Genomic DNA, 21,417 nt, shown 5'->3' on the forward strand with positions numbered 1-21,417 from the left:
CTATAGCTGACGCTGAGGCATATAAGAGTTTTGTGGGTACTGCTGAGTATATGGCTGATTTCGGCAGTTGTTAGGAGGACCAATAAATAATGCGGGTTGCACCGGTGCAATTGCTTTCTTCCATTGATTCTCATCTAAACAGTAGGTATGAGCCATAATATTTGCAGGTGTCAATTTTAAGATATCAGATCCCAGTATCACTTGAGGAGTCGGTGCGTTAAAAATGGCCAATAGATGAGTGTGATCGACTGCAGCCACTTCATAATGCCACCAGCCTTGCGGAACGTTTGCCACATGACCCGGTGCAAGAGGGTAATTTAAAATTTGTTTTGTAAACGGATTAAGTATTGACACCGTAACGGCTCCGGAAATACAGTACACCAACTCTGCCGCATTTTGATGATAATGGGGTTCAACAACGTTATTCCTGCTAAGAAAAATATCAAGCAGCGACACGTTTTCCAGAGTGTTCAACTGTTGAATACCTAAAACATTGATATAGTTTTGGCTATCTTTTTTTACTAAAGTACTTTGATTTAGATTAAAAGTGTATTGGGTATTTGGAGATGTGTAATCTATATAGGAAACCATAACTTACTGCACCTCTTTTTTAGTGTGCCTAAAGACTTCAAAGCAAGTTATGTATGGGCAAATCATGTTGTGCATGTATGTATGAAGACCTCGACAGGGGTCTTCATTTTTTTCTTGTGCCATGAGCTTGCAGCTTGGATATGACGATGTTACAACGGGAAGAATAAGAACATCTAAACCGATTCGCCTGGAGGATACCGTGAACCTGCGTAATTCAAATGCTGATCATTTTGCTTGGCTGTCTCAGTCTAACTCAAAGCCATTTAAGAAAAACCGGCCTCTTCAGATCATGATCATAGTCTTTGTGATCGTCTGGATTATTACTGCGATCAATCCGGTAAAATTGCGGGACTGGCTCTTAGACAACCTGCTGCTATGGGTATGTATCGGGATACTTGCCTTTCTGTATCGAAAATTTGCTTTTAGCAACATCTCATACTTTTTTATAACCCTGTTTTTGATTTTGCATGCGATAGGTGCTCACTACACTTACCAACAAACGCCGTTTGACGATTGGATGAACTTTCTGGGTCACACCAAACGCGATATGTATGACCGGGTTGTGCATTTTGCATTTGGATTACTTCTTGCTCTTCCGGTTCTAGAAATCGTGGTGAGAGTAATGAAATTACGGAGTATTTGGTCGTATGTCGTAACGTTCGCAATCTTATTAGCTTCCGGTGCGTTTTTTGAAATTCTGGAGTTACTGGTAGCGTTGGCAGCCGGCGCGCAGGGAGAAAAGTACCTCGGACTTCAAGGCGATCCAATGGATACGGCGAAAGACATGGCTATGCATGTCATTGGCGCTTTGCCGGCACTCGGTTTGATTGGTTGGTACAGTTACCGTCAGCATAACAAAGGGAAAAAGGATTTTGTCTAATTTTGTGGAATAGTTAGCAAATTACTAATTTTCAGGTGACTCCTATGCCCAATCGATTCTTCTCCAATCATAAAATTAAATTGCAGCTCTATGACGCATTATTCAACCAAACCTCAGACTGTGTCGCCTGAAAATAAAAAAGCGGAGGAGATGCTGCGGAAATCAGAGAAGCTTTCTGTAGTGGGCGAGCTCGCGGCAGGTATTGCACATGAAATACGCAATCCTTTAACAAGTCTTAAAGGTTTTATGCAGCTGTTAAAAGAACAAAACACGAATTACGCAGATATCATGCTGGTTGAACTCGAGCGCATCAATAATATCGTAAACGAGTTTATAAGCATGGCTAAGCCCCATAGTATCAAGTTCGTCAAGATTCATTTAAACTCGCTCATCCAAGAAATCGTATCGTTCATGCAGCCGCAAGCTCTTTTACATAAAGCGGAAATCAAAGTTCACTTTGAAAATGACGTTGACGATTTTGTTTGCGAGCCGAATCAGCTGAAACAATTGTTTATGAACATTCTGAAAAATGCCATCGAGGCCATGCCGAACGGCGGCCAGATTGACATCAGCACCTCCTGGAACCGGCTTGGGACTTGCGGTATGTCATCGCATAGTTGAAGCACACAAAGGAACAATGTCAATCAGAAGCATACTGCATAAAAGTATGACCGTTGAAATCAATTTTCCGGCTTAGCTAAAGTCGATATTGATGCGCCTTTTCGGTTCGTCACGCTGCTTGGGGATGCGAATCTCCAGCACGCCATTCTTGTATGTTGCTTTTACATTGTCCTCATCGACAGGAGCGGGCATTCTTGACGATGGATCTGATTCTCGTTGTAGTCATTTGCCTTCTGCAGAACGCCGCTGATTGACAATACGTTGTTGTCGACATCGATTCGGAGATCTTCCTGATTTTCAATTCCCGGCAAATTGCAGGAAACAACGACTTCATTCTCCGTTTCATGAAGATCCAATGGGAAGCCGATGCCCATCTCCGACTTGTTAAACAGTGAACCGATGCCTTCAGGCCACAAACGATCGATCTCCCGGCGCATTCCCTCTATATGCCTCATTGGATTGTAAGGTCCTAAACTCATTGTAACAGCCTCCTTGTGAGTTAACATATGCGGATTATTTTCTCCCGGTTATAGAGATTTATGCCAAGTATGATGGATGATTGGAGACATACGATGAAGCTGGAAGAAATCATTCAAGAACTATATGCACAAAAATTTGTTGAAGACGAGCATATTGAATTGTCCCCCTTGAGCGGAGGTACGGTGAGCCAAGTTTATCTTGTCAGGAAAGAGGGCGCGCCGCTTCAGGTGTTAAAAGCCAATGATCCGGTGTCCAATGAAATCGAGATCAGGTTCCTGCAGCAATATGCGGATTGCTCGATGCTGCCGCGGGTGTTGTTCAGGGTTACTCATTTGGCTTTGAAGAGGAATTACGGCCGACATGGGGTCACTTCATTAACGAACTCGTAAAGGCAGCCAAACAGATGGGTGAAGGATTTCTGACAGACGAAGACGATTTGATCGTTTCGAGAGCGCTGGAGCTGATCCCGGAACCTGAACGAGTATACCGGATTCACGGCGACTGCGGTGCGCACAATTTCTTTTTTGGAGAGGACGGCGAGCTGACTGCGGTCATCGATCCGATGCCGATTTTAGGTTATCCCTTATACGATCTTCTTTTCGCCTTCTGTTCGACTCCGGATGATCTCAGTCCCGAAACGCTCGCTCCCGCTTTAAACCGGCTTAAGACAAGCTTCAAATCAAGTGAAGTGATCGATCCGTTCATACGCATTTCATTGTACATTAGGCTGGGAAGAGCTCCGACACATCAGCCGGATCAACTGCAGGCTTATCGCGAAGCATGGAATAGATGGACAGAGCGAATATAAACCACAAAAGCTGATCGAATTTGCCCGGATGCTTTAAAACAAGAACAAAGCCGTCTGATTGGGCGGCTTTGTTCTTGCGATTTATAAGATCTCAGTGAGGTGAGCGGCGAACCCAAGCAGCACTCCTCCGAAATAACAGTAAATGAGCTGCATCATATGTGCATTTCTCGTTGGCATGCAAAGATCCCCCCCTGATCCTGTATTAGGATATTCAGGGGGAGATCCCTTTGACATTGCGAATTATTTATCCGCCGGGTGAGAGGTGCGCCTTGTCTCCACCGAAATTTCCAGCGGCATGCGCTGTGACATGCTCCGTACCCGTCTGGGCTTGTGCTCCAGCATTTCGGATGAATATATCGACACCGAAATCCGTCCTGCGCCCGCATGTGCGCGAATCAGGATGGGCTGATTGTACCGGTTCTGAAAGACGAAGTCCGGTCCGTTCCAGCTTACCGTCGCATCACGCCGCGGCGGCACGTACTGAACGTTCCGGCTGTGAGAGTAGCGCTGAACGATTTGCAGGCCTGCACGGTCAACCGCGTTATACAGAGTTGAAGACACCTGACAAATTCCCCCGCCGATATCTTCCGCCAATTCCCCTTGGACGATCACTGGAGCCCGCTTGTACCCCCTCAGCTTTGTCCGCATTCCCACAGTCCGATTAAATGAAAAGAGCTCATTCGGAAAAACGACTTGATTGTTGATGGCTTTAGCCGCGAGCGCGATATTATGTGCCCGGCTGCCGTTACGCGCGTTGAAATAAGTAACGTATTGTCCGATATTTTTTTCACGTATGTAGGCAAGCAATTCGGTATCAACCTTCGGATAGATCGCAGTGCGTGGAAGTTCAATCGAATAAGAACCGCGGCCTAACAAGAATGTGTAAAATTGTTCTGTAAATTTCTCTCGATTTAGCGTGTAGCCGGCTTGTGCAGGCAGGATTTTTCCATTGTCGTCTATTTTAGCATTCACGGGATCTACGGAAATCTGCCGGTCAATCTTGTTCAGCAATTGATCGAACTTGTCGGCATTAACCACAGGTAAAGCGGGCAATGTATATTCAGCGCGATTCACGCTCATCACGGGGCGTCCGCCATCGTAAATCGACAGGGTTCCGGGTGTATTCATATGAAACATACATAAAGGCATGCAGACTGACAACAACCATCTCACCGAATACACCTCTTAAACAAGACTGACTTTCACGAACATACCTTTCCCCACAATGTTCCGAATTATAAAGGCAAGCGGGAGGACAAGATGCGGAAACGAGTTTATTGCGGTGCGGCAATTTTGATGGTGGTTTTACTGTTCCATATAGTCTGCAATGAACAATTCGTTGCTTATGGAGCCGATATTGACCGGAACAATTCCATCACCCTGATTATTCGTTCAAGTCCGGATGCATTATGGGCAACTCGTCATAACATAAGAATTTCGGGAATCGAGCAGGCGCTGAAAAATGCAAAGCGCGAACGACCCGTTTTTTCTCCCTATCTGACCGATGCTTATGTGAACGTGCCGAAATATTCGAAGCAGACCATTTTGCGGATAGAGCTGTCGGGGGACTTGTGGGATGAGCAAGAGGGGGAACGGCTGATCCTGCCGGAGAAGTTTGCGAAAAAGCTGCTGACTCACGTGAGATTGTTAAGGGGCCGCCATTACGGGGAATTGAAGGATTGGACAGAGGCGGATCGTCTGGTATTTCGCAAAAGTGTTTTTTCCGTTAAAGATCTGGAGACAGGCCTTACGTTTCGCGTTCAAAGACGTGCAGGGAGCGATCATGCGGATGTGCAGCCGGTCAGCAGAGAAGATACGAACATCATGAAGCGAATTTACGAGCATGGTTGGAGCTGGAAACGCCGGGCGATTCTCGTGCTAATGAACGGCAGGAGTTTGGCCGCGTCCATGCATGGCATGCCTCATGGAGGTGACGGAATTCCGGACAACGGCTTTTCCGGTCATTTTTGCATTCACTTTTTGAACAGTACCACGCACGGCTCCGACGAGCCGGATCCGGCTCATCAATTAATGGTGCATAAGGCCGCAGGAACGCTGAGACCGTATTTGAACTCCGCATCCGCGCGGTTATTTACTTTGAGTGTGGCGGAGGCGATGAAGCAGCAGGATCCTGAGATTGTCCGGCTTCTGCTGGAAGGAATACAACAAGAAAAATCAGCGTCACTCGCAAATGAATTGGATTCCTTGTCATACATTAAAAAAATCAGGCAGCCGGCACATGAGCAAATGGAAGACCCGGACGCGGCAACAATGGAATTTCAAATCGAGATGCAGCAAAAAGAACGGGCGGGCACTACCGAACTCGCATTTGTTATTCAGCGGTATTCACCCGCCTCTCCTTGGCGGGTCCAGGATCTGTCCATTAACCGATAATGTCAGATGAAAAAAAGGAGTGCGCGACTGTTCCCAGTCGGCACTCCGATTAATCAGGCAGGAAGACTGCTCGCATGCTTCTTATTCTGAACAAGCTGAATGATATACATAATCCCCAATACACCAAAACCGATGATATCGGTTATGAGTCCCGGGACAATGAGACATAGCCCCGCGGCTACAGCGATAATTCGTTCAATCCAATTCATCTGTCTCATCCAATAACCGATCAAGCCTGCTCCGACGCCGATCATTCCGATCATCGCGGTTGCCGTAACAAAAACGGCCTCGTACCAGGTTGTGTCAATGAGCAGCAGTTCAGGCTGATACACGAAGACGAATGGAATGATGAAGGCCGCTATGGCCACGCGTGTGGATTCCACGCCTGTTTTCATCGGTTTCGACTTCGCTATGCCCGATGCCGCAAACGAGGCTAAGGCGACGGGCGGTGTGATATCTGCAACGATACCGAAGTAGAAGACAAACATGTGCGCCGCGACTAACGGAACCGGAACATCCAGCGCCACGAGCGCCGGAGCGGCAATTGTCGAAGTGATGATGTAGTTCGCCGTGGTCGGCGTACCCATGCCCAATACAAGGCTCGCCAGCATCGTCATCAGAAGTGTCGGCAGCAGCATGCCGCCTGACAGATCCAATAGACCGTTAGCGAATTTTAAGCCGATTCCTGTGAGCGTGACAACACCGACGATGATACCCGCACAAGCTGTTGCAGCAACAACTCCGAGAGCGGATCTGGCTCCGTTCTCCAGGGCCAGTAAAATGTCGTTAAACGACATTCGCGACGCCTTTCGGAACGAGGCTACTACTAAGATGGACAATATACCGTATATAGCGGATCGCAGCGGTGAAAAACCCGACATCAGAAAGCCGATAATGGCTATGATGGGAATCAATAAATACAGCTTTTGCAAGACCTCTTTGCTCTTTGGCAATTCATCCGAGCGAAGACCTCTAAGGCCTAATCGTTTCGCTTCGAAATGGACCATGATCCATATCCCGGCAAAAAACAATATCGCCGGAATCATCGCGCTTAAGGCGATTTGGGAGTAAGGTGTGTCCGTAAATTCTGCCATCAGGAACGCGGCGGCCCCCATAACCGGAGGCATGATTTGACCGCCGGTGGAAGAGGAGGCCTCAACTGCGGCGGCAAACTCGGGTCTGTAACCGAGTCGTTTCATGAGTGGAATGGTGAAAGCTCCGGATGTAACGACGTTCGCTACTGAGCTCCCGCTGATCGTACCTTGAAGGGCGCTGGAGAATATCGTTACCTTGGCAGGCCCGCCGATTCTGCGTCCCGCGATCCATAAGGAGAAATCGTTGAAGTATTCTCCCACTCCTGTTCTGTCCAAGAACGATCCGAACAAGATGAAGAGGAAGATAAAGGTGGCGGAAACCGCCAATGGAGTGCCAAGAATTCCTTCAGAAGTAAAATACATTTGGCTGATCAGCCGCTCTACCGACACGCCCCTATGCTCTAGAAATCCCGGCATGTACTCACCGAAATAGGCGTACAGCAGAAAAGCGACGGCAATCGCCACAATAGGGATGCCCACTATGCGCAGTGCCGCCATCAAGACGAGAATGATGGCAATACCGCCAACAATAAAGTCCGTCGTGTTAAAGTTTCCGATCCGGTTAAATAAGGCTTCGTAATTGAAAAACCAGTACAGACCGACTCCGACGCCAAGCAGCGCGAATATGTAGTCGTACCACGGGATTTGGTTATGTCCCTTCCTGCGCTTCATGGCAGGGTATAAGAGGAAGATCAGGCCTAAACCGAAAGACAGATGCACCGCGCGATGAACCTGGTCCGGAAAAGGGGTGAAGAAGCTGACATACAGTTGATAAACCGAGAAAAGAACGGCGAAGGCAAAGGTGAAATACCGCATAAAGCCTTGAAGTCTCCGGTAGGCGAAATCACGGTCGTATTGACCCATAATTTCCTCCAATTGCTCTTGATTCAGCGGCTGTTTGTCGAGTTCGGATGTCTTGTTGTTATCCGCCATGTCGGAGCACTCCTCTCAAATAAGTGAATAAATTCAGCCTGTCGACTTCAAACCTCACAGCCGAGCCAGGCGCACTGATCTGTGATAAGGGTATGACTTTATCGTTCACGTAGAGCGTATGATTGGCAATGACCTGGCCGATGCGCAAGTCGAAGGTGCCGACAACACGGTTCATGTTTTCCGTAATCATTTTTCCGTTTTCCAGACGTAACGTTTCCCCCTCGGCAAGAGAGGAGGGCATACCGACTCCGTAGGTGTCGAATACCACCGCATCAACGACAATTTTACGTTCGGCATTAATGTGGTAACGTTCCTCCACCGGAGTCCGGTGAATGGAATGAATGTAAATCAATTTAAACTTACCGTCCGTATGCATAGGAATCTGATAAACTACCCGGTTGCCAGGCAGTTGACGGATGGTCAACGCGGGAACACTCCAACTCCATATGAAAGCGGCTGCGATAATCACAAATAAAAACAATAAAGAAGATACCAGTTCTGTATCTTCGTGAAAAAAAAAGGTGCGGGGGGGAAGCCCCCACACCCGCAGTTTGCCGGAAGTCATTACTTGACGCCTTTTTCATCAAAGTATTTCTTGGCACCAGGGTGCACTGGAATGCTGATGCCTTCCAAAGCTTTTTCGGTTTTGATTTCATTGGCTTTGGCGTTGATGGCGATCAGCGGCTGCGTATTCTCATAAAGGGTTTTAGTAATGTTATATACGAGTTCTTCATCAAGCTCGGCGCGCACGGTAATAATCGCTTTCACTGCGATTGTTTTAACGTCTGCATCTTGCTTAGGATAAGTTTTGGCTGGAATCGTCTGCTCACTGTAAAACTTGTATTTACCTGAAATAGTGGCGATTTTATCGTCTTCAATCGGGAGGATCTTAACGCCGGTGGTCGCAGACAATTCGTTGACCGCTGCAGTAGGCGCTCCGGCTGTAACGAATGCCGCATCCAAACCGCCGTCCTGCATCTTTTTCGCCGAATCTCCGAAGGCAGACGCTCTGTGCTCAGATCTTCGAATGTGAGATCATAGGCTTCGAGAATTTGACGCGCGTTGATTTCCGTACCGCTGCCAGGTGCGCCTACGGACACTTTTTTGCCTTTCAGGTCCGCAATGCTCTTGATGCCGCTGGATTCGGTGACAACGACCTGAATGGTTTCGAGATAAAGGCCGCCGATTGCAGTCAGGTTCTTAACCGCACCGTCCTTGAACATTTCCGTACCGTTCACAGCGTAATCGGCGATATCGCCTTGCGCGAACGCCAGATCTACTTCTCCGCTGCTGAGCAGGCGCATGTTCTCAACTGCGGCGCCGGTAACTTGAGCTGTCGTATTCGTTTTTACTTGCTCGCTAATCAGAGTCGCGATACCTCCGCCGAGCGGGTAGTATGTACCTGCAGTTCCGCCGGTTGCGAGAATCAAGCTGGAAGCTTATCTCCACCTGCGGCAGGTGCGCTTGCGCCTGAGGATGCTGCGCCTTGAGACGGCTCTGCATTGTTTTTGCCGCCGCAACCTGTCAGTACCAACATGAGGACGAGTGCAAAAAGAAATAACTTGGACATAGGCTTACGCATTTCTCTTTTCCCCTTTCATCTACACAATCTTTATAGTAGTCAGACGATTTCATCTTAGTATAGATTAGAGAATAACGAAAGCGCAATCTTTACTTTTTATTCCTGCTAAGAGGAATGTCCGCCATGGTCAATAGCCCGGTCTGCTTGGATGAGAGCATTGTTTTTGCAGTGTTCACGACGACATTCACCGTAGCGGTATCGCCGAAAATTCCTTGCGGCACAACAAACTCCACTACGCCCAAATCCTTCGTATCCAGGACGATCCGATCCTCTTGGATGATATCGACGGACATAACCAGATCCAGTTCGACCGGAATACCTTCCTCCGTCGTACCCGAAGAATTCTGATGCAGACCGGTCACTTCATTTTTTTTGAGCGGACCGACCGCCAAAATTTTGTCTTCTTGCGCAATGAGAGGATCAATTGTGTTCGTTACCTCGCTCAACGACAGGTTTAATCCGTAAGCGATGAGACGCAGCGACTCCTCAAGCCCCACATGACCGATACGATCGTTCTGCGCCAGCTCGATGAACGCTTCCGGCGTCATCCCGATACCGACTTTCTTCTGCAGCGGGATACGGCGTTTGGATACATCCACCTTGCGGAATACCGAGATTTTGGACAGCGACTGTGTTACGGAAGTAGCGAACAAAGTCATCGCATCCATGATGTAACCGGGATTGACTCCCGTTCCGATTACAAATTGCCCTCTGTCACGGGCGTACCGATCGATCTCTCCGGACAGCTCGGGATGTCTGTGCCATGGAAAAGAGAGCTGTTCGCAGGTCGACACCACAGAGTATCCTTCATCCAGGAGCTGGCGAATTTGCGGCCATACCTGCGCGAGGTTGGATCCGGTGGCGTGCAGCGCGATTTTACGCCCGGATACGGCAGCCGTATCGACTTCGCTTAAATTGCCCACCACGTTAATGCCGACGAACCCGGACTCTGCCAGCTCTCCCGCATCTTTCCCGACTTTTTGCGGATCGATATCTACTGCGCCGAAGAAGCGGATATTGTCCGATGCCAAACAGCTTTGCATCATTTTAATCCCGATGGGACCTAACCCGTATTGGATGACATTTAATTGTTCAGCTTGCTTGAATTGTACTGTCTGCATGAAAATTGACCCCTCTCTTAAACTAAGTTTAGATACACTTTAACATCGAGAGGGTCAGCCCGAAAAATAGGAATAAGTTATACATTTATAACCGGAGATTATAAAAAGGCTGATGTCACGCTTCGTTAGTTATCACGTCAGTGGTTCGCTGAGCGGCCGAGGCGAAAAGGTTTCTACTGAATAAGAGTCCGATGAGGCTTACAAGAAGCAGCAGTCCAAGCAGGAGGATGGCGGATCGAACGCCTTGAAAAGCGACAATCTGGGTGCATACGGCGATGAGAACAACGCGCATGCCCATACCTGCCGTATTAAAGAAGCTGTTCACCCGCCCGATCAAGCGGTTGGGCACCATTTCCATCAGGATGGTGTTCCGCGCCACTCGAGAGCCCGCATTCCCCCAGCCGTTCAGTGTTTTAAACATCAGAAAAATACCGACCAAGGGCACAGAATAAAAGAACACGATTGATATTGTGAAAAGGATAAAAGTAAAGATTGTCGTCGTGTACGGGCCGAACCGGTTCATGAGCAGCGGAACGCTTATTCCGGCTGCCACAGCTCCAACAGCGAATATCATATCCGCGGCGCCCATAACACCGGCTCCGGCATGAAGCACGCTCGTTATGTAGATCGGATAGAGGTAATTGCCCACCATCACGCAAATGAAGGGCATAAGGGCGCATAGAAAGAAGAGAATAAGCAGCGGATTGGTTTTCAGATATCGGTAGCCTTCTGCGACGTTCGACCACATCGAGCCGGCACGAGTAACTGCTACACCTTTGCTCTGTACATAGGGAATGAGCCAGAAAAGTCCGAACCCTGCAAAGTAAGTCATAGAATCGGCAAGCAGCACCCACGCGAAATCCACATGGTCGACGATCAGGCTGGCGAGACTCCCGCAATCATGGAGGTAGATTGATTTTGCACTTCCAGCACGGAATTTAACGTTTTATATTGCTCCTTGGAGAAGATTTCCTGAGTGAAAGCGAACTGTGTAGGGAAATGAATGCTATAGTAGAGAGAGCCGCTGAAATAGACGGCGATCAGCTGCCAAGTTTCCAAGCGCCCCGCATACAAGCCCCAAATAGCAAACACCAGAGTAATAGTGCCTCCCGCCAACTCGCTGCCGAGCAGCATCTTTTTACGGGAAATGCGATCGATATAGATGCCGATTTGAGGCGATAAGAGGAAAAGAACGATCGTCGCCGCTAGTGTGGCGTATCCGTAAATCTCGTCACCGCCCGAGCGGTTCACGAGCATCCATGGAACGCCAATCATGGTAACCCCGGAACCAATGGAAGATAAAACATTCGCAATCATCAGAAACGCCATTCTTCGGTCTTTGAGCATCGTCCACATGGTTAACATCCATAGAGCCGCAGGATCGACAAGCGTCCTCGGTAATGACCGGCACATCGATGTCATTCCACACAACCGAGATCGAGCTGAACAGTGACAAATTCTTAAGCCCAACGGCTTTTATTTCATAAGAATTCAGCAGCTCCAGCATGTCCGCCGGCATCAAAGTGATCCCGATTCCATTGGAAATCAAGTTGGCGATCGTAAGAATCTCAGGTCCGGCGCCGATCGTTTTGGGAATGAACCCTGCAGAAAGGCATGCGCGCTCCAGTAAATAGTAAAGGGAAGGCGAATGCTTGGGGTCATAGTGTAAAAAGGTTTCGTTTTTGAGGTCGTAAAGGTCGATCTCATCTTCACCGGCGAGCGGATGTCCGCTGGACAGCACGGCCTGCAAAGGATGCTCCGGGAACTCGATCCAATTCAGCGGCCGTTGTATCGTCTGCTTCAAATCGATAGGGGTGCGTACAAATGCCAGATGATATTCGTTTTTCTGCACAAGCTCGATCGCCTGGACGGAAGTCGTTTCTTTAATGAAGAATTCCATTGCAGGATGCCGTTCTTTTAATCTTTTAATGAGGTAAGGAACGATACTGCTTGCGGCCGAAGGCACGGCTGCAATGCGAATGGTCGTTTGCGGCACGGCTCCCGCTTGCGTCAGCTCGAGAATCGTCTTCTCTATGTTTTCGAATGAAGGCGAGAGCGTCTTATAGAGATACTCCCCTTCCGCGGTTAACGTGACGTTTCGCGTCGAACGGTTTAATAGTTTAACGCCGAGCTCTTTTTCGAGCACCGTAATTTGCTTGCTGAGTCCGGGTTGGGAGATGTGCAGCTTCTCGGCGGCACGGCTGAAATGAAGCAGAGATGCGATCTCCAGAAAGTAACGTAACGATAAGTAATTGGCGAGCATGAGGTTGGTCTCCCGGTAAATAAGTTAGTTGAATCAATTATAGCACCAAAGCGGCGGGTTCAACTGTTTCCGATCAAGATGGAAATTTGATGACTGCCAATTATAGGGAGTTGCTTTGTCCATACTATAGTTGTATAAAAATTTGGGTAATGGTTAAAAGGTTTATTTATTTCATCATGATCATGCAACACGAATAGAAGGACGGAGGTAAGGGATGATGGCAATACAGGAATCTGCTGCGACCCGGTTTTGGGAGAGCTACCATGGGCCTAATCTGGGCTATATACAGGAAATGTACGACAGATATGTCCGCGATCCGCAGTCTGTAGACAGTTCCTTCAGGGAAATGTTCGAGCGGTGGGGTCCGCCGCCTGAAGAGACAAGGTCGGCAGAGAGCATTTCAACGGCGCCGATGCGGGTCTCTGCGGCGGCGCCAGATCCGCGGTTTCTGAAAAAGCTGGTCGACGCCGGTAAGCTGGCATTGAATATCCGCTTGTACGGACATCTTGCCGTGGAGATCGACCCGCTCGGCCTCAGAGATAAACCGGATACCAGCCTGTTGGAGCCGGAGACGTTCGGTTTGGCACAGGACGATTTGACGGCCATTCCGGCGTCGCTCATTTGGGAGCATGCTCCGGATAACGTGAAGGACGGCTGGCATGCTATTCAGAAGCTGAAGGAGATATATACCGATTGCATCGCATTTGAATTCGGGCATGTGCATGAAGAGGATGAAAGAATCTGGCTGAACCGCCAGGCGGAATCGGGAATCGCCCGTAAACCGTTGGAGGTTAAAGAGCGGATCGCGCTGCTGCAGCGGCTCATTGAAGTCGAGCAGTTTGAGAGCTTTTTGCAGCGGAATTTCGTGGGACAGAAGCGCTTTTCCATTGAAGGGATCGATATGCTGGTTCCCGTAATGGATGAGATTGTACGTGAAATGGCGCATCACGGTGCCAAAGAGATACTGATGGGTATGGCGCACCGCGGCCGTCTGAATGTGCTGGCGCATGTGCTGGGCAAGCCGTTCGGCAAAATTTTCTCGGAATTCGCTCATTCGCCTAACAAAGACTTAATTCCTTCGGAAGGTTCGATCGGCATCAACTACGGCTGGACGGGAGATGTGAAATACCATCTCGGCGCTCACCGTTCAATTAAGGCAGGCGAGACCGTGGAGACGCGCATAACGCTTGCCAACAATCCGAGTCACCTGGAGTTCGTCAATCCGGTGGTGGAAGGTTTTACGCGTGCGGCGCAGGATGACCGCTCGCAGCCGGGATATCCGAAACAGGATTTCGGCATCGCCGGTACTGTGCTGGTACATGGCGACGCTGCCTTCGCGGGCGAAGGAATCGTCGCAGAGACACTGAATTTCAACAGTCTGCCGGGCTTTCAGAACGGCGGTACGATCCATATTATCGCGAACAACCGTATCGGCTTTACGACGGATATCAAAGATTCCCGCTCTACGTATTATGCAAGCGACTTGGCGAAGGGCTTCGAAATTCCGATCGTCCACGTAAGCGCGGACGACCCGGAATCTTGTATTGCGGCGGTTCGGCTGGCTTGCGAATACCGCAACCGGTTCCGCAAGGATTTCGTCATCGACCTCGTCGGCTACCGACGCTACGGCCATAACGAGACGGACGATCCCGAGACGACTCAGCCGGCGATGTATCAGAAACTGCGCGAACACCCTATGGTCAGCGACCTATACGCAGATAAATTGAAAAAGAAGGGCCTCACGAACGACGAACAGATCGCGCAAATCAGGTCTGAAGTGCGCTCCAAGCTTCAAGTTGCCTTGGATGAGGTGAAGGGAAATGAGGACAAAGGCGGCGGGCGCCGATCGGAGCAGGTCAGTTTGCGGAAAATGGCGGATGTTCGCACCGCCGTGCCGCTGGAGCAGCTTCGGGCGATCAATGCGGAGCTGTTGAAGTGGCCGCAAGATTTTACCGTCTATCCGAAGCTCGAGCGGATTTTGCAGCGGCGTGCGGATGCCCTCGAACCGGGCGGCAAAGTCGATTGGGGGCATGCGGAAACGCTGGCATTCGCGGCAATCCTCGCTGATGGCAAGCCGATCCGGCTTACCGGCCAAGATTCCGAACGGGCCACTTTCGCGCATAGAAATCTGGTGCTCCATGATCCGCATTCCGGACGGACATTCTGTCCGCTTCATCGGATCCCGCAGTCCAAGGCTGCTTTTGCGATCTATAACAGTCCGCTTTCCGAGGCCTCGGTGTTGGGCTTTGAGTACGGGTACAATGTGTTCTCGCCGCAGACGCTGGTCATTTGGGAGGCGCAGTACGGCGATTTCGCCAACGCCGCTCAGGTTATCATCGATCAATTCCTGGCTGCGGGCCGGGTAAAATGGTCCCAAAGATCAAGTCTCGTATTGCTGCTGCCGCACGGTTATGAGGGCCAGGGTCCGGAGCATTCCAGCGCACGGCTGGAGCGTTTCCTGCAGCTTGCGGCCGAAGACAACTTCACCATAGCGAATCTGACTTCCTCCGCTCAATATTTCCATTTGCTTCGCAGGCAGGCAGCATTTACAGAGAGCGACGAGGCGAGACCGCTGGTCATCATGGCGCCGAAAAGCCTGATCCGCAATCCGAGGGTAGCATCGTCTCCGGAAGCTTTCGGCGAAGGAAGCTTCATGCCTGTCGTGGAACAGCACGGCCTTGGCGGCCAAGTCGATGCGGTGCAGCGGCTTATTCTATGCAGCGGCAAAGTGGGCATCGATCTGGAAACGGCCATAGACGAGAGCGACCGGGATCGGAGCTGGCTGCATGTTGCCCGTGTGGAACAATTGTACCCTTTCCCCAAAGGGGAGATAGAGCGGGTTATCGGCAGGTTTCCCAATCTGAAGGAGATCGTCTGGGTACAGGAAGAACCGCAAAATATGGGGCCATGGAATTATATCGAACCGCGGATTAAGGCACGGGCTTCCGAAGGCGCAGCGGTCCGGTTCATCGGATTGCCGAAGCGGTCTAGTCCAGCCAGCGGGTTCCAGGAAATTCACAACTATGAACAGCAGCGGATCCTTTCTGTTGCGTTAAGCCGCAGCACGTTGGACGTGAATAAATAAGGGGGCGGGAACGATGAGCGACATTAAAGTACCGGAAATGGGCGAATCCATTACGGAAGGCACGATATCGAGATGGTTGGCGGCAGTAGGAGACAACGTGGGCAGCGGCGATGTTCTGGCCGAGCTCGAAACGGATAAAGTGAATCTGGAAATCAGCGCGGAACAGAGCGGCGTGCTCCAGGAAATCCTCAAGCAGGAGGGTGAAACCGTCCGGATCGGCGAGGTCATCGGTCGGCTGGGTACGGAAGCTCAGTCCGCGCAAAATCCGCCGGCGGAGAATGCTGCCGAACAAGAAAACTCGAGTGAACGGATTTCCGGAGAACAGCCGAATAACGTAGCGGGTTTCACGCCGCCAGCTCCGGCAGACGCCGGAGATAAGGGACCGCAGACAGTCGCTGTGCAACGGGCCGACGAGAACGGGCAGGCAGATCAAAGTGGGCAGGCAGCGTCCCGGACGGCGATGTTTGTCGCTCCTCCGTCGATACGCAGGCTGGCCCGCGAGCAAGGAGTGGACCTTCAGCAGGTTGCAGCCACAGGTGGACTGAACCGGATCCAGGCGGATTCGGTGAAAGCGGGCGCTGAGCAAATCGCTGCCAAGAAATCTCCCGCACCTGCCTCTATGGGGCAGCAAGCCGGCGATGACTCGCGCATCGAACGGCAAAAAATGAGCCGCCGCCGCGCCACGATTGCGAGACGTCTCGTGGAGGCACAGCGGACGGCAGCCATGCTGACGACATTTAACGAGGTCGACATGACCAAAATTCTGGACATCCGCAAGCGGCGCAAACAAGGATTCCAGGATAAGCATGATGTGGGGCTAGGTTTCATGTCCTTTTTCACCAAAGCTGTCGTTGGCGCCCTCAAGGCATTCCCCCGCTTGAATGCGGAAATTCAGGGTGAAGATATTCTGCTCAAAAAGTTCTACGACATCGGCATTGCCGTTTCGGCGCCGGAAGGGCTGGTCGTGCCGGTGGTACGGGATGCCAATCAGCTGGGCTTCGCAGAATCGAGAAACGGATCGGCGAGCTGGCAGCCAAAGCTCGCAGCAACACGCTGGTACTCTCCGATCTACAGGGCGGCACATTCACCATCACGAACGGCGGAGTATTCGGCTCCCTGCTGTCAACACCAATCCTCAATGCGCCTCAGGTTGGTATTCTCGGGATGCATACCATTCAGCTTCGCCCTGTCGCCATCGACGCGGAGCGCATGGAAAACAGACCGATGATGTACATCGCGCTATCCTACGATCACCGCATCGTGGACGGCAGCGAGGCGGTCCGGTTTCTAGTCACAGTGAAAGAAATGCTTGAAGATCCGGAAACGCTGCTTCTTGAAGGTTAAACTAGATATGTCAAAGCCTGTTGAATATTTCAACAGGCTTTTTAATGTGCTGAATGAACGAATCGACCAAAAGGGTTTTTCTAAATAACAAAGAATTTAGAATATCTATCTGCTTTCTGGAATTAGTATTAGCAGGATAGGAGGGAAGCCTTATGCCGGTTGATTGTGTTTTCGGAACTCACCGAGTGTTAGAACCCCAATATTCATTGCCACAACCTGCATGGAAGCTGGATAACAATATGGTTATTTATGAGAGCGAGCTTTTAATAGCTGTCGAAACCCTTAATGTTAATTCCGTCAGCTTTGCCCAGATTTACAACGAATGTGAAGGAGACCGGGAGAAGATTGCAGATAAAATATTAAAGATCGTGTCAAGTCGGGGCAAACTGCACAACCCGATTACAGGTACGGGCGGCATGCTTATCGGCAGAATTAAAGAAATCGGCGCAAAGTATCTTAATTCGCAGAATTTGATTGTGGGAGACAAGATCGCCTCGCTGACATCTCTATCTTTGACACCATTGAAAATACACAAAATTAAAGGGATACATATGAATACAGCCCAGATTGATGTACAAGCAGAAGCCGTCTTATTTCATAGCGCCCCTATTGTAAAGGTTCCGGATGATTTACCGCTTTCGGAAGTCATGGCTGTTCTGGATGAAGCCGGTGCTCCAATGCAGGCATGGAAGCTCGTCCAACAGCATGATACCGTTTTGATTATGGGAGCAGGAGGAAAATTGGGGTTGCTTTGCGCGTTTGCAGCGAGACAGAAGCTGGGTGACAGCGGGAAGATCATTGGATTAGTAAAAACCGGGAAATCAGCTAAAAGGATAAAGTATGCGCAAGTATTCGATGAAATCATATGTGCAGATGCGTTGAAATCTGTACAAACATTAAAAGAGATTTTCGGCGCTTACAATCTGGCTGACATCACCATTGATTGTATCAACTGTCCCGGAACTGAAACATTAGCTGTGTTGGCGACCCGGGCTCGAGGTACTGTGTTTTTTGCTAACTTGGCCAGTAATTATAATATCGCTTCCTTAACAGCTGAGGGCATTGGCAAGGATATAAACATTTTTGCATACAAGGGTTATAGTGACGGACACGCAGAGTTTGCCATTAAGTTGCTTAAACAAAATGATACGTTACGAAGAATGCTCAGTGCCCGATTTGAAAGTAATAACAAGTTAAAAACGGTAAAAAGCACAACGGGAAATTTGGATTTGGATTCGAAAGTGTTGAAAAGCTTTGGTTTGGAAAATTATGTGTTTGAAAGTGATGAAATGAAGCAGATATTAAAGAATGTACTAAGGGTTGCGATGTATGACTGTACCGTATTGATCACCGGAGAGTCGGGCGTTGGTAAAGAAATATTGGCTCAAGCTGCACACAAAGGCAGTGGGCGAACTAATGCTTCTTTAATCAAGATTAATTGCGCCTCAATCCCGCAAACACTATTGGAGTCTGAATTTTTCGGCTATGAGGCCGGTTCCTTTACCGGCGCAAGGAATCAGGGGAAGATGGGTATTTTTGAAGCCGCGCAAGGCGGGACATTATTTTTAGATGAGATAGGTGAATTGCCGATTGAACTGCAGGTTAAGCTGCTGCGTGCTATTCAGGAAAAAGAAATTTACAGAGTCGGCGGTATCAAACCTATCAAAGTGGATGTCCGTATATTGGCGGCGACAAATAAAAAATTTAAAAAAAAATGGTGGAAGAGGGTAACTTTCGAGAGGATTTGTTTTATCGATTAAATGTTTTTCCGATTCACATTCCTCCCGTTCGCACAAGAAAACCGGATATCATTCCTCTTGTCAACTTGTTCTTGGACAAATACAATGAGAAATTTAAAATGAAAAAATATTTCATTGAGGCGGCACTCTCCTGCTTGGTGGATTACAGCTGGCCGGGAAACATCAGGGAGATGGAAAATACCATTCAGAGGATCCTGATCAATAGTAATCATGATGCGATATCAGAAGCAGATATCATGGCAAATCTGAATTACGATATTCAAAAAGCGTCTCATATACCGGGTACAATAAACACTTCTATAAAAGGTTCGTTGGAAGAAACCGAATATAAGATTCTGAAAGAAGCGAAAGACCGGTTTAAGACAACACGTGAAATGGCCAAGTTTCTGAATATGAGTCAGGCAACGTTAATCAGGCGGCTGAAAAAATATAAAATTTAAATTCAAAGAGACTTGGTTTTTTGCCAGGTCTCTGTTTCTTTTTAGTTGGCATATAAATTGCTTCTGAAAGCTGTAAAGGAGGGTTTTGCTATGGAAAAAGGATGCAAGTTTGGAAGCCATCGAGTTCTAGAACCGTCGGGAGCATTACCGCAATCCGCTCTAAAATTGGACAATACGCCGAAGATCTATTCCAATGAAATTTTGATTGATGTCGGCATTCTTAATATTTCAGCAACCGCTTTTACGCGCATTGAGAAATTAACCGGCGGAGATCTGAAGGGAATAGCTGAGGAAGTGATAAAGATCGTAAATGAACGCGGTAAATTCCAATGTCCTGACACAGGATCAGGGGGCATGTTAATAGGTAATGTAGACAAAATCGGTCTGGACCTAAATGGCAGAGCAGGCGTAAAAATCGGCGATAAAATTGCGACGATGGTATCCTTGTCTTTAACGCCATTGTTTATTGAGAAAGTTCTAGAAGTAAACGTGGATACAGATCAACTCAGGGTAAAAGGAAAGGCTGTTCTATTTGAATCCGGCATATATGCAGCTATACCCGAGGACCTGCCGGAAAGTCTCAGTGTTGCCGTAATGGATGTTGCCGGAGCCCCGGCATGGACAGCCAAGTACGTAAAGGCCGGCGATATTGTTGTTGTCATAGGTGCGGGCAAAGCAGGGCTTTTATGCTTACACGAGGCTCACAAGCGGGCAGGTATAACTGGAAAAGTTATTGCGATTGAGTCACAGGCCGCACAATGCGAACTTGTTGAGCGTCTGCAGCTGGCAGATATCGTCATACAGGCGGATGCTGCCCAGCCGGTATCCGTCATGCAGAAGCTGCTCCAAGCGACCGGCGGAAGACTGGCTGATTTTATTGTCAATACGGTCAATGTTCCCAACACGGAAATGGCATCAATTCTCGCTTGCCGTGATCATGGGACTTTGCTGTTCTTTAGCATGTCAACGAACTTTGCCAAAGCCGCCTTAGGGTGTGAAGGAGTAGGCAAGGTGCTGACGCTTCTTATAGGTACCGGCTACACGGAAGGACACGCTGATATCACGTTTCAGATTCTTCGCGAAAACAGTGGGCTTCGGCAATATTTCCACGGACTATACAAGTGATTCAAAAATGAATCAATTTGCTTCAATTCTGATTCATTACATTTCAAAACAGCCGCGGTTCGTTAATTTTTCGGCATATAAAGTTGGCATACTAATTGCTTCTTAAACTTATTGAAGAATCTAATTTTTTAGAAATGGGAGTGGTGTAATTGACCGGCGAGCATATGATTTTGCATTTGTTACTGTGGATTACGGCATTGGGGTTTTTAACGTTTTTTGATTTTGCCGCCAAAAAAAGACTTGGCGTAAAGTCACAAGGCTATCTCAACCTGCGTCTGCCGAAGTCTATAGCACTTATTCTTGCATCCGTTACAGCAATCATTTCCCTATATCTATTGCAGAAAGACCTGATTCAGCCGAATTCTTCGAGTTACCTGGCCATTCCATACTTTGCTGCTATCTCGTATTTTATCGTTTCATTTTTTCGTGAAATCAAAGATGTAAGCGCTTCTAAAGATGTTAGGCGGTAAAACAATGACTAACAAGATCAGTTCTTTAATTCGCGTTCGCATGTCGGCTCATAATGCCCATTATGGCGGAAATCTGGTGGACGGGGCAAAGATGCTTCAACTCTTTGGTGATGTAGCTACAGAACTTCTGATCAAGCTGGACGGAGACGAAGGTTTATTCAAGGCTTACAGCATGGTCGAGTTCAACGCCCCAGTGTACGCAGGAGATTACATTGAAGCACACGGCGAAATCATCCATATCGGAACAACGTCCAGAAAAATGCGATTTGAAGCTCGTAAAGTAATCATACCAAAGCCTGAGATTAATGATTCGGCATGTGATCTCTTAGATGAGCCCATTATTGTGTGCGTGGCGGAAGGCACTTGCGTCACTCCATTGGATAAACAAAGGAAGCACAGTGAGCGATTAGTCGAGTGAAGAGAGGG

The 21,417-nt window shown here is 48.8% G+C and carries 21 protein-coding genes and 4 pseudogenes; 14 read left to right on the forward strand and 11 right to left on the reverse strand.

Annotated elements, in window-relative coordinates:
- Entirely contained in the window at positions 1-591 is a 591-nt protein-coding gene (locus SD71_RS04935; protein WP_041060368.1) for a cupin domain-containing protein, read from the reverse strand.
- Positions 592-790: 199 nt separating this feature from the next.
- On the opposite strand from SD71_RS04935, the gene SD71_RS04940 reads away from it, so the two are divergent.
- The 3 genes from SD71_RS04940 to SD71_RS26140 all read left to right on the forward strand — a co-directional run bounded on the left by SD71_RS04940 (position 791) and on the right by SD71_RS26140 (position 2,168).
- The gene (locus SD71_RS04940) at positions 791-1,471 is read left to right on the forward strand and encodes a DUF2238 domain-containing protein (protein WP_161793334.1); all 681 of its coding nucleotides are present in this window, start codon (positions 791-793) and stop codon (positions 1,469-1,471) included.
- A 150-nt stretch (positions 1,472-1,621) separates the two neighbouring features.
- Positions 1,622-2,092, forward strand: a complete 471-nt coding sequence (locus SD71_RS04945) for a histidine kinase dimerization/phospho-acceptor domain-containing protein (protein ID WP_052475965.1) — start codon at positions 1,622-1,624, stop codon at positions 2,090-2,092.
- A complete protein-coding gene (locus SD71_RS26140) occupies positions 2,061-2,168 on the forward strand; it encodes a hypothetical protein (RefSeq protein ID WP_407637517.1) in 108 nt (35 codons plus the stop codon). The genes SD71_RS04945 and SD71_RS26140 overlap by 32 nt, the downstream gene beginning before the upstream one ends.
- Here SD71_RS26140 and SD71_RS04950 read toward each other — a convergent pair.
- Positions 2,165-2,598 (reverse strand): annotated as a pseudogene (locus tag SD71_RS04950) (Hsp20/alpha crystallin family protein). The gene SD71_RS26140 and the pseudogene SD71_RS04950 overlap by 4 nt on opposite strands.
- A gap of 42 nt (positions 2,599-2,640) precedes the next feature.
- Here SD71_RS04950 and SD71_RS04955 point away from each other — a divergent pair.
- Positions 2,641-2,961 (forward strand): hypothetical protein, encoded by a 321-nt coding sequence (locus SD71_RS04955; RefSeq protein WP_152619342.1) that lies wholly within the window; start codon positions 2,641-2,643, stop codon positions 2,959-2,961.
- Positions 2,962-2,975: 14 nt separating this feature from the next.
- Positions 2,976-3,380, forward strand: a complete 405-nt coding sequence (locus SD71_RS04960) for a phosphotransferase (RefSeq protein WP_052475967.1) — start codon at positions 2,976-2,978, stop codon at positions 3,378-3,380.
- A gap of 240 nt (positions 3,381-3,620) precedes the next feature.
- On the opposite strand, the gene SD71_RS04965 is transcribed toward SD71_RS04960, so the two are convergent.
- Positions 3,621-4,529, reverse strand: coding sequence for a VanW family protein (locus SD71_RS04965; RefSeq protein WP_041060375.1), 909 nt, complete (start codon positions 4,527-4,529; stop codon positions 3,621-3,623).
- A gap of 111 nt (positions 4,530-4,640) precedes the next feature.
- Between SD71_RS04965 and SD71_RS04970 the strand changes: the two genes are divergently transcribed.
- Positions 4,641-5,774 carry a hypothetical protein gene (locus tag SD71_RS04970; protein ID WP_052475968.1) on the forward strand — a complete coding sequence of 378 codons (1,134 nt, stop codon included), beginning with the start codon at positions 4,641-4,643 and terminating at the stop codon, positions 5,772-5,774.
- Between the two features lie 53 nt (positions 5,775-5,827).
- Here the strand turns inward: SD71_RS04970 and SD71_RS04975 are convergent, their stop codons facing one another.
- The 8 genes and pseudogenes from SD71_RS04975 to SD71_RS05000 form a co-directional block, all read right to left on the reverse strand.
- Complete coding sequence (locus SD71_RS04975) at positions 5,828-7,801, reverse strand: TRAP transporter permease (protein WP_052475969.1); 1,974 nt, start codon at positions 7,799-7,801, stop codon at positions 5,828-5,830.
- Entirely contained in the window at positions 7,791-8,366 is a 576-nt protein-coding gene (locus SD71_RS21980) for a DUF1850 domain-containing protein (protein WP_052475970.1), read from the reverse strand. The genes SD71_RS04975 and SD71_RS21980 overlap by 11 nt, the downstream gene beginning before the upstream one ends.
- Positions 8,366-9,231: pseudogene (locus SD71_RS04985) on the reverse strand (TAXI family TRAP transporter solute-binding subunit). Before SD71_RS04985 ends, SD71_RS21980 begins: the two are co-directional and overlap by 1 nt.
- Positions 9,228-9,383 carry a lipoprotein gene (locus SD71_RS25790; protein WP_161793335.1) on the reverse strand — a complete coding sequence of 52 codons (156 nt, stop codon included), beginning with the start codon at positions 9,381-9,383 and terminating at the stop codon, positions 9,228-9,230. The pseudogene SD71_RS04985 and the gene SD71_RS25790 overlap by 4 nt, the downstream one beginning before the upstream one ends.
- 89 nt (positions 9,384-9,472) lie before the next feature.
- Complete coding sequence (locus SD71_RS04990; protein WP_041060378.1) at positions 9,473-10,504, reverse strand: hypothetical protein; 1,032 nt, start codon at positions 10,502-10,504, stop codon at positions 9,473-9,475.
- Between the two features lie 115 nt (positions 10,505-10,619).
- Entirely contained in the window at positions 10,620-11,369 is a 750-nt protein-coding gene (locus SD71_RS21985; protein ID WP_052475971.1) for an MFS transporter, read from the reverse strand.
- Between the two features lie 11 nt (positions 11,370-11,380).
- Entirely contained in the window at positions 11,381-11,851 is a 471-nt protein-coding gene (locus SD71_RS21990) for an MFS transporter (protein WP_326998697.1), read from the reverse strand.
- Positions 11,736-12,767 carry a LysR family transcriptional regulator gene (locus tag SD71_RS05000; protein WP_235426999.1) on the reverse strand — a complete coding sequence of 344 codons (1,032 nt, stop codon included), beginning with the start codon at positions 12,765-12,767 and terminating at the stop codon, positions 11,736-11,738. The genes SD71_RS21990 and SD71_RS05000 overlap by 116 nt, the downstream gene beginning before the upstream one ends.
- 217 nt (positions 12,768-12,984) lie before the next feature.
- On the opposite strand from SD71_RS05000, the gene SD71_RS05005 reads away from it, so the two are divergent.
- From SD71_RS05005 to kal, 8 genes and pseudogenes are all read left to right on the forward strand, one after another.
- Positions 12,985-15,852: a 2-oxoglutarate dehydrogenase E1 component gene (locus SD71_RS05005; protein ID WP_041060566.1), complete on the forward strand. Its 2,868-nt coding sequence runs from the start codon at positions 12,985-12,987 to the stop codon at positions 15,850-15,852.
- Between the two features lie 13 nt (positions 15,853-15,865).
- Positions 15,866-16,379 (forward strand): annotated as a pseudogene (locus SD71_RS26145) (biotin/lipoyl-containing protein); the annotation flags it as partial.
- 182 nt (positions 16,380-16,561) lie between these two features.
- Positions 16,562-17,196 (forward strand): annotated as a pseudogene (locus SD71_RS26150) (2-oxo acid dehydrogenase subunit E2); the annotation flags it as partial.
- A 152-nt stretch (positions 17,197-17,348) separates the two neighbouring features.
- Positions 17,349-18,956, forward strand: coding sequence for an L-erythro-3,5-diaminohexanoate dehydrogenase (gene kdd, locus SD71_RS05015; RefSeq protein WP_052475973.1), 1,608 nt, complete (start codon positions 17,349-17,351; stop codon positions 18,954-18,956).
- Positions 18,911-19,396, forward strand: a complete 486-nt coding sequence (locus tag SD71_RS21995; protein ID WP_407637518.1) for an AAA-type ATPase lid domain-containing protein — start codon at positions 18,911-18,913, stop codon at positions 19,394-19,396. Before kdd (SD71_RS05015) ends, SD71_RS21995 begins: the two co-directional genes overlap by 46 nt.
- A 90-nt stretch (positions 19,397-19,486) precedes the next feature.
- Positions 19,487-20,521 carry an L-erythro-3,5-diaminohexanoate dehydrogenase gene (gene kdd / locus SD71_RS05020; protein WP_041060381.1) on the forward strand — a complete coding sequence of 345 codons (1,035 nt, stop codon included), beginning with the start codon at positions 19,487-19,489 and terminating at the stop codon, positions 20,519-20,521.
- A 149-nt stretch (positions 20,522-20,670) separates the two neighbouring features.
- Complete coding sequence (locus SD71_RS05025; RefSeq protein WP_041060384.1) at positions 20,671-20,991, forward strand: hypothetical protein; 321 nt, start codon at positions 20,671-20,673, stop codon at positions 20,989-20,991.
- 4 nt (positions 20,992-20,995) lie between these two features.
- Positions 20,996-21,409 carry a 3-aminobutyryl-CoA ammonia lyase gene (gene kal, locus SD71_RS05030; protein WP_200889557.1) on the forward strand — a complete coding sequence of 138 codons (414 nt, stop codon included), beginning with the start codon at positions 20,996-20,998 and terminating at the stop codon, positions 21,407-21,409.
- The last annotated feature ends 8 nt before the right edge of the window (positions 21,410-21,417 follow it).

Origin of the sequence: Cohnella kolymensis (assembly GCF_000829465.1) — a bacterium.
Lineage (GTDB): Bacteria > Bacillota > Bacilli > Paenibacillales > Paenibacillaceae > Cohnella > Cohnella kolymensis.

Excerpts from the sequence above, each read along its gene's own strand:
- SD71_RS04935 (WP_041060368.1), bottom strand. The coding sequence starts at position 591 with ATGGTTTCCTATATAGATTACACATCTCCAAATACCCAATACACTTTT.
- SD71_RS04945 (WP_052475965.1), top strand. The coding sequence starts at position 1,622 with ATGCTGCGGAAATCAGAGAAGCTTTCTGTAGTGGGCGAGCTCGCGGCA.
- SD71_RS04955 (WP_152619342.1), top strand. The coding sequence starts at position 2,641 with ATGATGGATGATTGGAGACATACGATGAAGCTGGAAGAAATCATTCAA.
- SD71_RS04960 (WP_052475967.1), top strand. The coding sequence starts at position 2,976 with ATGGGTGAAGGATTTCTGACAGACGAAGACGATTTGATCGTTTCGAGA.
- SD71_RS04965 (WP_041060375.1), bottom strand. The coding sequence starts at position 4,529 with ATGCCTTTATGTATGTTTCATATGAATACACCCGGAACCCTGTCGATT.
- SD71_RS04970 (WP_052475968.1), top strand. The coding sequence starts at position 4,641 with ATGCGGAAACGAGTTTATTGCGGTGCGGCAATTTTGATGGTGGTTTTA.
- SD71_RS04975 (WP_052475969.1), bottom strand. The coding sequence starts at position 7,801 with ATGGCGGATAACAACAAGACATCCGAACTCGACAAACAGCCGCTGAAT.
- SD71_RS21980 (WP_052475970.1), bottom strand. The coding sequence starts at position 8,366 with ATGACTTCCGGCAAACTGCGGGTGTGGGGGCTTCCCCCCCGCACCTTT.
- SD71_RS25790 (WP_161793335.1), bottom strand. The coding sequence starts at position 9,383 with ATGCGTAAGCCTATGTCCAAGTTATTTCTTTTTGCACTCGTCCTCATG.
- SD71_RS04990 (WP_041060378.1), bottom strand. The coding sequence starts at position 10,504 with ATGCAGACAGTACAATTCAAGCAAGCTGAACAATTAAATGTCATCCAA.
- SD71_RS21990 (WP_326998697.1), bottom strand. The coding sequence starts at position 11,851 with ATGCTCAAAGACCGAAGAATGGCGTTTCTGATGATTGCGAATGTTTTA.
- SD71_RS05000 (WP_235426999.1), bottom strand. The coding sequence starts at position 12,767 with ATGCTCGCCAATTACTTATCGTTACGTTACTTTCTGGAGATCGCATCT.
- SD71_RS05005 (WP_041060566.1), top strand. The coding sequence starts at position 12,985 with ATGGCAATACAGGAATCTGCTGCGACCCGGTTTTGGGAGAGCTACCAT.
- kdd (WP_052475973.1), top strand. The coding sequence starts at position 17,349 with ATGCCGGTTGATTGTGTTTTCGGAACTCACCGAGTGTTAGAACCCCAA.
- SD71_RS21995 (WP_407637518.1), top strand. The coding sequence starts at position 18,911 with ATGGTGGAAGAGGGTAACTTTCGAGAGGATTTGTTTTATCGATTAAAT.
- kdd (WP_041060381.1), top strand. The coding sequence starts at position 19,487 with ATGGAAAAAGGATGCAAGTTTGGAAGCCATCGAGTTCTAGAACCGTCG.
- kal (WP_200889557.1), top strand. The coding sequence starts at position 20,996 with ATGACTAACAAGATCAGTTCTTTAATTCGCGTTCGCATGTCGGCTCAT.